This is a genomic window from Shewanella sp. KJ2020 (genome assembly GCF_024197625.1).
GTDB lineage: Bacteria > Pseudomonadota > Gammaproteobacteria > Enterobacterales > Shewanellaceae > Shewanella.
Genome location: NZ_JAKUKD010000002.1, coordinates 151,649 through 164,864, shown reverse-complemented (window position 1 = coordinate 164,864; position 13,216 = coordinate 151,649). Strand labels below are relative to the sequence as shown.

The 13,216-nt window shown below is 47.3% G+C and carries 12 protein-coding genes; 6 read left to right on the top strand and 6 right to left on the bottom strand.

Features of this window, described 5'->3' with window-relative positions; all coding sequences use genetic code 11:
• Positions 1–10: 10 nt before the first annotated feature.
• Positions 11–1,126, bottom strand: a complete 1,116-nt coding sequence (gene apbC, locus MJO46_RS01020; protein WP_253987854.1) for an iron-sulfur cluster carrier protein ApbC — start codon at positions 1,124–1,126, stop codon at positions 11–13.
• A 160-nt stretch (positions 1,127–1,286) separates the two neighbouring features.
• Here apbC and metG point away from each other — a divergent pair, with 160 nt between their 5' ends.
• On the top strand, positions 1,287–3,317 hold the full coding sequence (gene metG, locus MJO46_RS01015) for a methionine--tRNA ligase (protein ID WP_253987727.1): 2,031 nt from the start codon (positions 1,287–1,289) through the stop codon (positions 3,315–3,317).
• 118 nt (positions 3,318–3,435) lie between these two features.
• Positions 3,436–4,392 (top strand): AEC family transporter, encoded by a 957-nt coding sequence (locus MJO46_RS01010; RefSeq protein ID WP_253987726.1) that lies wholly within the window; start codon positions 3,436–3,438, stop codon positions 4,390–4,392.
• A gap of 76 nt (positions 4,393–4,468) precedes the next feature.
• Here the strand turns inward: MJO46_RS01010 and MJO46_RS01005 are convergent, their stop codons facing one another.
• The gene (locus tag MJO46_RS01005; RefSeq protein ID WP_253987725.1) at positions 4,469–5,221 is read right to left on the bottom strand and encodes a Nif3-like dinuclear metal center hexameric protein; all 753 of its coding nucleotides are present in this window, start codon (positions 5,219–5,221) and stop codon (positions 4,469–4,471) included.
• 46 nt (positions 5,222–5,267) lie between these two features.
• On the bottom strand, positions 5,268–5,738 hold the full coding sequence (locus MJO46_RS01000; protein ID WP_253987724.1) for a glycine zipper 2TM domain-containing protein: 471 nt from the start codon (positions 5,736–5,738) through the stop codon (positions 5,268–5,270).
• 54 nt (positions 5,739–5,792) lie between these two features.
• Here MJO46_RS01000 and aat point away from each other — a divergent pair, with 54 nt between their 5' ends.
• The 3 genes from aat to infA all read left to right on the top strand — a co-directional run bounded on the left by aat (position 5,793) and on the right by infA (position 7,510).
• The gene (gene aat / locus MJO46_RS00995; protein ID WP_253987723.1) at positions 5,793–6,503 is read left to right on the top strand and encodes a leucyl/phenylalanyl-tRNA--protein transferase; all 711 of its coding nucleotides are present in this window, start codon (positions 5,793–5,795) and stop codon (positions 6,501–6,503) included.
• Positions 6,493–7,209, top strand: a complete 717-nt coding sequence (locus MJO46_RS00990) for an arginyltransferase (protein WP_253987722.1) — start codon at positions 6,493–6,495, stop codon at positions 7,207–7,209. Before aat ends, MJO46_RS00990 begins: the two co-directional genes overlap by 11 nt.
• 82 nt (positions 7,210–7,291) lie before the next feature.
• Positions 7,292–7,510, top strand: a complete 219-nt coding sequence (gene infA, locus MJO46_RS00985; protein ID WP_006081934.1) for a translation initiation factor IF-1 — start codon at positions 7,292–7,294, stop codon at positions 7,508–7,510.
• Between the two features lie 116 nt (positions 7,511–7,626).
• On the opposite strand, the gene clpA is transcribed toward infA, so the two are convergent.
• Both clpA and clpS read right to left on the bottom strand, forming a co-directional pair.
• Positions 7,627–9,894 (bottom strand): ATP-dependent Clp protease ATP-binding subunit ClpA, encoded by a 2,268-nt coding sequence (gene clpA, locus MJO46_RS00980; RefSeq protein ID WP_253987721.1) that lies wholly within the window; start codon positions 9,892–9,894, stop codon positions 7,627–7,629.
• A 43-nt stretch (positions 9,895–9,937) separates the two neighbouring features.
• Positions 9,938–10,246, bottom strand: a complete 309-nt coding sequence (gene clpS, locus MJO46_RS00975) for an ATP-dependent Clp protease adapter ClpS (RefSeq protein WP_253987720.1) — start codon at positions 10,244–10,246, stop codon at positions 9,938–9,940.
• 193 nt (positions 10,247–10,439) lie between these two features.
• Between clpS and cspD the strand changes: the two genes are divergently transcribed.
• Positions 10,440–10,646: a cold shock domain-containing protein CspD gene (gene cspD, locus MJO46_RS00970; protein WP_011072576.1), complete on the top strand. Its 207-nt coding sequence runs from the start codon at positions 10,440–10,442 to the stop codon at positions 10,644–10,646.
• Between the two features lie 147 nt (positions 10,647–10,793).
• Here the strand turns inward: cspD and MJO46_RS00965 are convergent, their stop codons facing one another.
• Positions 10,794–13,019, bottom strand: a complete 2,226-nt coding sequence (locus tag MJO46_RS00965) for an NADP-dependent isocitrate dehydrogenase (RefSeq protein WP_253987719.1) — start codon at positions 13,017–13,019, stop codon at positions 10,794–10,796.
• Positions 13,020–13,216: the final 197 nt, after the last annotated feature.

The following is a 13,216-nucleotide window of genomic DNA, read 5'->3' as shown; positions in this document are numbered from 1 at the left end:
CCCTTAAACCTTACTCATCATCTGATATGCTAATAGAAACTGATTTTTGGCTCTGCTTAAGTGCCAATTCGGCGCCCACTTTACGGGCAATTTCCCGGTAAAGCGCCGCGACTTCACTGTCGGGGTCGGCTACCACTGTCGGTGCACCGACATCCATGGCTTCACGGATATTGATATGCAGCGGCAAGGCGCCTAATAGTGGTACTTGATAACGCTCGGCCATTTTACTGCCACCGTGCGTACCAAAAGGGTGTTCTTTATGGCCACACTCTGGGCATAAATGGAAGCTCATGTTCTCGACGATGCCCAGCACAGGAATGTTCACTTTCTGGAACATAGTGATACCTTTCTTGGCATCGGCCAGCGCGATATCCTGCGGCGTAGTCACAATTACAGCACCACTCACCGGCACTTTTTGCGACAGGGTTAATTGAATATCCCCAGTCCCGGGTGGCATATCGACGACTAAATAATCCAGCTCAGGCCATTGGGTTTCATTGAGTAACTGGGCTAACGCTCCCGCGGCCATTGGGCCACGCCACACAGCCGCTTCATCGCCACTTAACATAAAGCCTATCGACTGGGCGGCAATACCATGGGCTGAGGCCGCGGTCATATGCTTACCATCGGGAGAAACGGGTCTGAAATTGGGGATACCCAACATTAAGGGAACAGACGGGCCATAAATATCGGCATCTAAAATGCCGACCTGGGCGCCTTCTGCTGCCAGTGCCAAGGCAAGGTTGACCGCCGTGGTTGATTTACCCACACCGCCCTTACCGGACGCGACGGCAATCACTTGCTTCACATTGGCAATCGGCGCGATGGAGGCAATGGCGGAATACACCTTAGGTTGAAAATCGATTTCACATTCGACTTCATCGATAGCATCGAGTACCGCTAACTTGTTGGTCAGCGCCATGACAGTATCGCGATACTGGGTCATACAAGGATATGGATAGACTAAGCCAAGCTGTAACCGCTTACCTTCTATCGCTAATTTATTCACGCATCCTGCGCTCACTAATCCTTGACTTAAATACGGGTCGATATAAGCATCGAGAATAGCCAGAACAGGCCCGAGAAGATCGTCATTTAAACGATAATCAGTTTGAGTTGAAGACAAAAGCATTACCCCCACCAATAAATTTGCCCAAGTGTACCAGATAATGACAAAAACATTAGCGCAGATTTAGCTCAATTGACTCAGGTTTTGATGAAAATCATCCTGTAATCGGTTAGTATCTCTACCAATATTTTTGGCCCACCACGATATTTGAGACAAGATGGCAACTTCACAACGTAAAATTCTCGTGACCAGCGCACTTCCCTACGCGAACGGACCGATCCATTTAGGTCACATGCTGGAATACATACAGACGGATATCTGGTCGCGTTATCAAAAACTGCGTGGACATGAGTGCCACTATATTTGTGCCGATGACGCCCACGGTACGCCGATCATGCTCAAAGCGCAGCAATTAGGTATGGCGCCTGAAGAGATGATCGCTCAAGTGAACAAAGAGCATCAGCAGGATTTCGCCGATTTTAATATCGCCTTCGATAACTATCACAGCACCCACAGTGATGAAAACCGCGTGCTGGCGAGTGATATTTACTTAAAACTGCGTGCTAACGGCTATATCAAGAGCAAGAGCATTTCTCAGTTATTCGATCCTGAAAAATCCATGTTCCTGCCGGACCGCTTCGTTAAAGGCACTTGCCCTAAGTGTAAATCGCCCGATCAATACGGCGATAACTGTGATGCCTGCGGCGCGACTTACAGCCCAACCGAACTGATTAACCCCAAATCGGCGGTCTCTGGCGCAACCCCAGTGATGAAAGACACTGAACACTTCTTCTTCGACCTGCCTGCCTTCGAAGGCATGCTAAAAGAGTGGACTCGCTCTGGCGCACTGCAAGTCGAAATGGCCAATAAACTCGACGAATGGTTCGAGCAAGGTCTGCAGCAATGGGATATCACCCGTGATGCACCTTACTTTGGTTTCGAAATCCCCGATGCACCGGGCAAATACTTCTACGTTTGGTTAGATGCGCCTATCGGCTATATGGGTTCCTTTAAAAACCTCTGCGATAAACGCCCCGAGCTAAGCTTTGACGAATTTTGGGCCAAGGACTCTAAGGCCGAGGTTTACCACTTTATCGGTAAAGATATCGTTTATTTCCACAGTCTGTTCTGGCCAGCCATGCTGCACGGCTCAGGTTATCGTCAGCCAAACAGCGTCTATGCCCACGGCTATGTGACGGTCAATGGCGCGAAAATGTCAAAATCTAAGGGCACCTTTATTAAGGCTCGCACTTATTTAGATCATTTAGATCCTGAATATTTACGTTACTACTACGCCGCCAAACTCAGTAGCCGTATCGACGATTTAGATTTAAATCTGGAAGATTTCGCCCAGCGCGTGAACTCAGACTTAGTCGGTAAGCTAGTGAACTTAGCCTCGCGCACCGCTGGGTTTATCACTAAGCGTTTCGATGGCAAGCTCGCAAAAATTGCAGATACTACGCTGACTGAAGCATTTTTAGCCAAGCAAGAGCAAATCGCCGAGTTTTATGAGACCCGTGAATACGGTAAAGCGATGCGTGAAATCATGGCACTAGCGGACATCGCCAACGGCTTTGTGGCAGATGCGGCGCCTTGGCAGTTAGTGAAGCAAGATGATCAACAGGAAGCGGCCCATCAAGTCTGTTCAAACGCTCTGAACCTGTTCCGCATTTTGGTCACTTACTTAAAACCCGTGTTGCCACGTTTGGCACAGGACGTTGAAGCCTTCTTCCAACAAACCTTAACTTGGGATGGCTTAGGCCAAGATATGGCGGGCCACGAAATTGCGCCGTTTAAAGCCATGATGCAACGTGTTGAGTTAGACAAAGTTGAAGCTATGGTGGCCGACTCTAAGGAAAATCTGCAGGCCACGGCCGCGTCAGAAACGCCTAAGGGCCCATTAGCGACCGATCCTATCAGTGAAACCATCAACTTCGATGATTTCGCTAAAATCGACCTGCGTATCGCCCGTATCGTCAAAGCCGAACATGTGGCCGAAGCCGACAAACTGTTAAAACTGCAATTGGATATCGGCGGCGAAACCCGTCAGGTATTTGCGGGGATCAAATCGGCCTACTCGCCAGAGGATCTCGAAGGCAAGTTGACCGTAATGGTCGCCAACCTTGCACCACGCAAAATGCGTTTTGGCATGTCAGAAGGCATGGTACTGGCCGCAGGCCCTGGTGGTAGCGATTTGTGGATTCTAGAACCCCATGAAGGCGCACAGCCTGGTATGCGGGTTAAGTAATCTGCAATCCGTTGGACTCTGTTCGACAAGTCATTAGGGCCGCATTGAATGCGGCCTTAATTTATGGTGCTAAGTCTAAAACTGGCACGCTTTAAAGTGCATCCATTGGGGAGAAGTTATGGGAAATATCATTGAGCAGTTGTTGTTTTCTGCCTCAATAACGGGCCCTATCTGTTTGATGTTAGCCCTAGGAGTGATCCTAAAACGCGCCCAAGTCATCAACGAAAACTTTATTGATGTCGCCTCAAAACTCGTTTTTAACGTAACACTGCCCGCGCTACTGTTTCTCAGCATCATCAGCTCAAATCACGATCTTGCCGCCAGTGCGCCGTTAATCGGTTATGGCTTACTCGCCAACCTGCTGTTTTTTATCCTCTCGACCTACGCGACGAAACGATTTTTCCCCGAGCCGAAAGATCAAGGCGTCATCATTCAAGGGGGATTTAGAGCCAATACCGCCATTATCGGCTTAGCCTATGTGTCTAATGCCTATGGCGAATCGGGCGTGGCTTTAGCGGCTGTTTATGTAGCTTCCATGACGCTGCTCTACAATATTCAAGCCGTGATTTGCTTAAGCCCGCGGGGGGAAGAGTCGAGTCACAGCGCAGTTAGCGTAATGGTGAAAACCATCACTAAAAATCCGCTGATCATTGCCATTATCCTTGGCATGCTGTTCTATTTTCTCTCCATTCCATTACCGAAAATGGTGCTCGACGCGGGCCAATACTTTGCCAATATGACCCTGCCATTGGCGCTACTGTGCACTGGCGGTTCGCTGGATATTGGTTCACTCAAACATGAAAAGTATTCCACTTGGTTCTCGACCGCCTTAAAACTAATCTTTGCCCCGCTGTTCATCACCCTAGGCGCCTTGATACTTGGCTATCGCGGAGTTGAACTTGCCTTAGTGTTTTTGATGAGCGCCGCGCCCACGGCGGCCGCAAGTTATGTAATGGCCAGAGCCATGGGGGGAAATGCGACCCTAGCCGCTAATATTATCGCCCTAACCACAGTCTGCTCACTGCTCACCTGCACCTTAGGCATTTTTATCCTGTCGACCCTAGGGCTTATTTAAACTTAGGGCTGATTTACATAAGACAAAGGCGAGCATGGCTCGCCTTTCATTTACGGGATGTCAATAAGGCAAGCCATTAGACAGGGTTAGCAATATCCACAAAATGGTGCACTAAATGAAATTCACGGGCGAGGTGACGGCCTAGGGCTTCAATGCCGAAACGCTCAGTCGCATGGTGACCCGCGGCATAATAATGTATGCCCTGCTCCACCGCGCTGTGGAAGGTCCGCTCGGATACTTCACCACTGATAAAGGCATCTACGCCCAAACTTGCCGCCATATCGATATAATCCTGCGCCCCGCCTGTGCACCAAGCTAAATGCTGGATCTGAGCCTCACTTTCACCTATATGCAGTGGTGCTCTGCCTAACGCCTTCTCAAGGGTGCTGGCAAAATCGCTGGCACTGACAGGAAGATCGAGTTTGCCACGCCACAGCAGACCCTGAGCCAGCTCTTCGATGGGTTCTGCATCGACTATCCCAAGTTGTCTTGCCAAGGTCGCGTTATTGCCGAGCATAGGGTGGGCATCTAAGGGCAAGTGATAACCAAATAAGCTAATATCATGGCTCAGCAGCGCCTTAATACGACGCTGTTTCATCCCAGTGATGACCTCGGGTTCATTCTTCCAAAAAAAACCATGGTGGACCAAAATCGCATCGGCATTTAAGCGGACAGCCTCATCAATTAAAGCTTGGCAAGCCGTCACCCCTGTAACAATAGTGCGAATATCATCCTTGCCTTCGACCTGTAAGCCATTGGGTGCATAATCTTTAAAGGCCGACACATGTAAAAAATCGGCTAAATATTGGGCTAGTTCTGTCCGTGTCATTCCATCACCGTTTAATTTTTTATATAAATGAGTCCATCTTGCTGACTTACATGGCTAAGTCAATACGCACGCCACCTTGAAGGTACACAACCCGCACCCTATCACCGGCATTAAATACCATTCCGGGATCATAATCTTGGATCACCATGACTTGAGTGCCATCTTCTTGATTGATCAGCAATTCTACTAGCTTTAAGGATTGTGTTGTCGTCCCACTGCCATAACGATTTCCTACACCGGCACCAAGTAAGGCGCCGAGCACTGTGGCAACGTCTTGGCCCGAGCCACCACCAAATTGATGGCCAATCACACCGCCCACTAAGGCTCCACCGAAGGTTTTCCAGCCTTGGTTTCTGTCTTCGATAAGTTGGGTTTCGGTGATATTACGTACCGAACTGATATCGCCGTAGAGCACTTTCTCCACCGGCACGGCTTGATTGCGATCATAACCCGCATGCAGTGGTGCGATGAAAAAAGCACAAATAAACATAAAGCTTGCTAGAGTAGGTTTCCACATATCTGAATTTCCGCTAACTTAATATAAGGGTTTATTACTGAATCATACGCAATTGTGAAGTCACTGTCTTTTCTGAATCACGAATTTGAAGCTTTTCCTTCACCCGAACTCGCCCTTACTGATCCTAATGGATTGCTGGCGATTGGGGGAGACTTACGCCCAGAACGTTTACTGACGGCATACTATAACGGGATTTTTCCATGGTTTAACGCCGAAGATCCCATTCTGTGGTGGTCACCCGATCCCCGCGCCATTTTTATTCCCAGCCAAGTCCATCTCAGCACGAGTTTACGTAAGTTTCTCAAGAAACAGCCCTGGCGCATTACGGTAAACCATGCCTTTACCGACGTGATGGCTGGCTGTGCCCAACCAAGACAGAAACAAGCTGGCACTTGGATAACCCATGAAATCCAAATGGCGTACCGCGAGCTTCACCATAATGGCCACGCCCATTCTATCGAAGTTTGGCAGGGTGAACGTTTAATCGGCGGTCTTTATGGATTAGCCATAGGCCAAGTATTTTGTGGCGAGTCTATGTTTCACCGTGAAACCAATGCTTCTAAGGCTGCCATGGCCGCATTGCAACAACATTTATTGCAGATGGGCTTTAAGTTAATTGATGCACAGGTTATGAATCCGCATTTAGCCAGTTTAGGGGCGCAAGCGATTAAACGTGCCGATTTTATGGCATTACTAGCACAATGGAGAGATAAAGACGTCAATCCAGAGGCTTGGGTCCCCAGAGAGGTCAATCTTGAACTCTAACGCAAGTAAAACCCCCATTGCGATTGGGATCAGTCAGATTTTTCCCTGCAGTTACCTCGATGGTCAACAGGAACAATTATTGGTGATCCAAGAGGAGACCCTCGATCCGATTTTATTCGAGCGTTTATTAGCCATAGGTTTTCGCCGCAGCGGCAGTGCCATTTATAAACCCCGTTGTCCTCGATGTAACGCCTGTCAACCCATTCGTTTGCCCGTCAGGGAATTTACAGTATCTAAGAGACAAAAGCGCACCTTATCTCAGAATCGCGATCTCACTTGGCGTATCACCTCCAGCCATACGGATGCACAATACGCCCTCTACGAGCGTTATATTCAGCAGCGGCACTTTGACGGCCCTATGTATCCGCCAAGCCAAGAGCAATATGAGCAGTTTTTATTTTGCCACTGGTTACCCCCCACTTTTATTGAAGTCTACGATGGCGACAAACTTTTAGCCGTTGCAGTAACAGACACACTACCCAATAGCCTATCGGCCATTTACAGCTATTTTGATCCCGATGAAGAACATCGCTCCCTCGGCGCGCTGTTGATTTTGATCCAGTGCCGCTTAGCCAAATTGCAGGGCAAAGAATTCCTTTATCTCGGATATCAAATAGATGCAAACCGTAAAATGGCCTACAAGCGTTTATATCGCCCTTATCAAATTTTAACTCCCCAGGGTTGGGAGTATTGCCAAGTTTGCTAAGCACTTCCCCTTTACAGCAGGGGGAATTTGGGGCATGATACGCCCGTTTTTTATATTCGAAGGCTAATGGGATAATTAATTAATGGCGAAAGAAGACAACATTGAAATGCAAGGCACTATCCTTGAAACCTTGCCAAACACAATGTTTCGTGTAGAGCTTGAAAATGGTCATGTGGTGATAGCCCACATTTCAGGCAAAATGCGCAAAAACTACATCCGGATCCTCACTGGTGACAAAGTAACTGTCCAGCTGACTCCCTATGATCTGACCAAAGGTCGTATTGTCTTCCGCGCACGCTGATATAGCCTCATATAGTTAAAAACCCGGCAAGGCCGGGTTTTTTTGTTGGCGAAAGATAAGAAAAATGGCTGCAATTGCAGCCATTTTCATATCTAAAAAACCAAGGTAATCATGTACTAGGCTTTGGTCGTGGTTTTCTCATGACGTTCGGCGCGGATCACTATCTCGCCTTCTTTCACATCAACATAGGCAACACCACCCGCCTCTAAGGCGCCAAATAAGATCTCGTCCGCCAATGGGCGCTTGATCAATTCAGTCACCACCCGAGCCATAGGACGTGCGCCCATGTTCTTATCGTAACCTTTCTCGGCCAACAAGGTCCTCGCTTCATCGCTGACTTCCAAGATGACATGTTTAGTATCAAGCTGCGCCTGCAATTCCACTAAGAATTTATCGACCACTTTCGCAATGATGGTCATATCCAAATGGTTGAACCATACGATGGAGTCGAGACGATTACGAAATTCTGGCGAAAATACCCGATTAATTTCAGATAATGCGTCCTGGGTGTGATCTTGCTGGGTAAAGCCAATCGACTTACGAATAGTCTCCTGTACACCCGCGTTCGTTGTCATCACTAAGGTTACGTTTCTGAAGTCTGCCTTACGACCATTGTTATCGGTCAAGGTACCGTGATCCATCACCTGCAACAGCAAGTTGTAGACATCGGGGTGAGCCTTCTCGATTTCATCGAGCAGCACCACGCAATGGGGGTTTTTAATCACAGCATCGGTAAGCAATCCACCTTGGTCATAACCCACATAACCTGGAGGCGCACCAATCAAACGGGATACTGTGTGGCTCTCCATGTACTCTGACATATCAAAGCGCACCAGTTTCATTCCTAAACAGCTTGCCAATTGATTAGTAACTTCGGTCTTACCCACACCGGTGGGACCGGCGAATAAGAAGCTACCCACAGGCTTTTTATCTGTGCCTAAACCGCTACGGGATAAGCGAATAGCTGAACTGAGACTCTCAATGGCTTTATCTTGACCAAAGACTACCATCTTAAGATTACGCTCTAGATTACGCAGCAAGTCCTTGTCGGTGGCAGACACGGATTTCTCGGGAATACGTGCCATTTTTGCCACGATAGCTTCGATTTCTGCCTGGCCTATGGTTTTTTTGCGTTTGCTCAATGGCAGCATCACCATACGCGCACCCGCCTCGTCGATCACATCGATGGCTTTGTCAGGTAAATGTCTGTCATTGATGTGTTTCGCCGACAACACCGCCGCGCTGTTAATCGCCGCCTGAGTATAACGAACCCCATGATATTCTTCGTATTTAGACTTAAGCCCCATCAAAATCTTAGTGGTTTCTTCCACCGAAGGCTCATTGATATCCACCTTTTGGAAGCGGCGAGCTAGGGCGCGGTCTTTCTCAAAAATACTTTGGTATTCTTGGAAAGTCGTTGATCCCATACAACGTAAATTGCCACTGGATAACAAAGGTTTCAGCAGATTAGAGGCATCCATCACGCCGCCAGACGCAGCGCCCGCACCGATAATGGTATGGATCTCATCAATAAATAAAATGGCGTGTTTATCTGCGGATAATTCTTTTAACAGGCTTTTAAAACGCTTCTCAAAATCACCGCGGTATTTTGTCCCCGCAAGCAATGCGCCTAAGTCGAGGGAGTAAACCGTCGCTTCAGCCATCACATCGGGCACTTGGTTATTGACGATGCGATACGCCAGCCCTTCGGCAATCGCCGTTTTACCTACGCCCGCCTCACCCACTAATAATGGGTTATTTTTACGGCGGCGACACAGGGTTTGAATTGCGCGCTCAATTTCTTGATCTCGGCCAATCAAAGGATCGATGACACCCTGTTTAGCCAGCTGATTTAAGTTAGACGCAAATTGCGACAACATGCTGCGCTCTTCGCTAGCTTCACTGTGATCTTCAATGCGTTCCTGATCCTGATGTGGATCGCTATCTTCGTTTCTCGAAAAACCATGGGAAATGAAATTCACGACGTCTAAGCGACTAATATCGCAGCGACGCAGTAGATAGACGGCTTGGGATTCCTGTTCACTGAAAATCGCCACTAACACATTAGCGCCTGTCACTTCATTACGGCCCGATGATTGCACATGGAATACCGCGCGCTGCAGTACTCGCTGGAAGCCAAGCGTTGGCTGGGTTTCTTTATCATCATCGATATCGGCAATAATTGGGGTTGTTTGTTGGATAAAGCTTGCCACTTCATCTCTGAGTTTGTCTAAGTTCGCCCCGCAGGCGATTAGCGCTTCTTGAGCCGCAGGATTGTCGATAAGAGCTAATAACAGATGTTCCACTGTCATATACTCGTGACGCGCATCTCTGGCTTGCTGAAACGCCAGATTTAAGGTGACTTCCAGATCTTTGTTCAGCATAAGCACCCCCAAAATGAACAACGGACTACAGAGTAAAGCTGATTCATGCTTTCTCTAACGAACACAGTAACGGATGTTGGTTTTGTCTTGCAAATTGATTTACTTGTATCACCTTAGTTTCTGCAATGCCAAAAGGAAAAATGCCGCAAACACCCTTTCCCTTGTGATGGATAGTCAACATGATATCGGTCGCTTCTTGCTCATTCTTGCGAAAGAAAACTTGCAATACTTCAATCACAAAATCCATTGGCGTGTAATCGTCATTATTGAGGATCACCTTGTACATAGAAGGTGGCATTAACTCAGATTTCACACGCTCTTCAACGTGTTCAATATTTCCTGTCTTACCCATTTTTTAATACTAGCCTCTCGTGTTGGCCTCTTCCAATTGATATGTTCAAATTAATCAGTTGTTACCCCTTTGTTAATTTTAGCTTGACTTCCGCTTTTACTCCTTACATTCTGTAGTTCAGACGGTGAAAGAAACCCGTCTATACAGGTTTTACTATCTTACTGGTAAGTAGACAACAGAAGGAAGTGGAAGTATGGCAAGCGGAACTGTTAAATGGTTCAACAACGCCAAAGGATTCGGGTTTATTTGCCCTGATCAAGGTGGTGAGGACGTTTTTGCACACTATTCTACCATTGAAATGGAAGGCTATAGAACTCTAAAAGCAGGCCAACCCGTTCAATTTGAAGTAGAGCAGGGTCCAAAAGGGATGCACGCTTCAGCCATTTCACCAACAAAATAACGTTTGGTGAGGCCAATGATCAAAAAGGTAGGGACTTGTCCCTGCCTTTTTTTATTATCAAAAAAATGCTTTATCCGATGTTTTAACAGATATAAAAAAGGATCTGCATTGCAGACCCTTTCGCTATCTCACCGTTCACTTAACGAATTAAGCAATCAAGAGTTTGTTCAAGGTTTCACTTGGACGCATGGCTTTTTCTGCTTTTGCAGCGTCTAAACGATAGTAACCGCCTAAATCCACTGGTGCACCTTGCGCATTGTTTAACTCAGCGACAATCACTTGCTCATTGGCTGCGAGTGCGTGAGCGAGTGGAATGAAGTGAGCTTGTAACTGCTCATCTTTGGTTTGCGCCGCTAACGCCTGTGCCCAGTACATAGCTAGATAGAAATGGCTACCACGGTTATCCAGCTCACCAACACGTCTTGATGGCGATTTATTGCTATCTAAGAATTGACCGATGGCCTGATCTAAAGTATCCGCCAGTACTTGTGCTTTAGGATTACCTACGGTTTGGCTTAAATGCTCTAAAGAAGCCGCCAGAGCCAAGAATTCACCCAGTGAATCCCAACGCAGGTGACCTTCTTTCTCAACCTGTTGCACGTGCTTAGGCGCACTACCGCCCGCACCGGTTTCGAACAGGCCGCCACCATTCATTAATGGCACGATTGACAGCATCTTAGCACTGGTGCCTAGCTCAAGAATTGGGAACAAGTCAGTCAGGTAGTCACGTAGTACGTTACCTGTAACTGAAATGGTATCTTTACCTTCTTTGATACGAGCTAAAGAGAAACGCGTTGCTTCCTCTGGAGACATAATGCTGATATCTAATCCATTAGTGTCATGCTCTGGCAGATACTGCTGCACTTTTGCAATGATTTGCGCATCGTGGGCACGTTTGCTATCTAACCAGAATACCGCTGGAGTATTGCTTAAACGGGCACGGCGCACAGCCAGTTTGACCCAATCACGGATAGGAGCGTCTTTAACTTGGCACATTCTCCAGATATCGCCTGCTTCCACATTGTGGCTCATCAATACCTTACCGCTGGCATCAATCACATTCACTACACCATCGGCGGGGATTTCAAAGGTTTTATCGTGGCTGCCGTACTCTTCGGCTTTTTGCGCCATCAAGCCCACGTTTGGCACGCTGCCCATGGTTTTAGGATCAAAAGCGCCATGTTCTTTACAAAAAGCAATCGTTTCTTGGTAGATACCGGCATAGCAACGATCTGGGATCATGGCTTTAGTGTCATGCAGTTGACCGTCTGGCCCCCACATTTGGCCAGATGAACGAATCGCAGCAGGCATAGATGCATCGATAATGATGTCGCTTGGCACATGTAAGTTGGTGATACCTTTGTCAGAATCAACCATAGCCAATGCGGGACGTGCAGCATAAACGGCGGCAATATCGGCTTCGACTTCGGCGCGAGTATCTGCTGGCAAAGTCGCTATTTTGGCATAAACATCACCAAAGCCGTTGTTAACATCGACACCTAATTCAGCGAAAAGCGCCGCATGTTTGTCAAATACTGGCTTGAAGAATACCTTCACAGCGTGACCAAACATAATAGGATCAGACACTTTCATCATAGTGGCTTTCAGATGCAGGGATAACAGCACATCTTCTGCTTTGGCGTTTTCGATTTCACGCTCATAGAAGCTTACTAAGGCTTTTTTACTCAATACCGCAGCATCGATAATTTCTCCGGCCAGCAACTTAAGACCCGATTTGAGCACCACTTCTTGACCATCTTTTTGCGTCAGCACGATATTCACGCTGCCGGCATCGGATAAAGTGACAGACTGCTCGCTACCGTAGAAATCACCTTCCGTCATATGGGCAACATGTGACTTAGAATCTTTAGCCCATTTACCCATGGAATGCGGGTTTTTCTTGGCGAAGTTTTTCACCGATAAAGGCGCGCGGCGATCCGAGTTACCTTCACGCAGTACTGGGTTTACCGCACTGCCTTTGATCTTATCGTAACGGGCTTTAATTGACTTTTCAGCGTCGGTTTTTGGCTCATCCGGATAATTAGGGATGTCATAACCTTTCTGTTGAAGCTCTAAAATACAGGCTTTTAATTGTGGGATCGAAGCACTGATATTCGGTAACTTGATGATGTTCGCTTCTGGCTGATTAGCTAACTCGCCAAGTTCAGCCAGATGGTCGCCAATCTTTTGTGCCTCGGTCAATTGCTCAGGGAAACTGGCAATAATACGGCCCGATAATGAAATATCACGGGTTTCAACCGCAACGCCCGCGGCGTCGGTAAAGGTTCTGATAATAGGTAAAAGTGACAGGGTGGCCAGTGCTGGCGCTTCGTCGGTTTCAGTGTAAATAATTGTTGATGAGTTATCTTTCATGTTACATCCTACATTATTGTAAAATTTAATATTTTTTATAATAATTTTATTGCATGGCGAACAAATCCTGGCACGCTGAAATAATCAATCAAGGTAGTCACTCACCCATCAATACCGCATTTATTCCATTGTCCGTCGGTCATTTTCGTCCACCAACGCGGTTAAACGACTCATTAAAACCTAATAAACAAATAGGC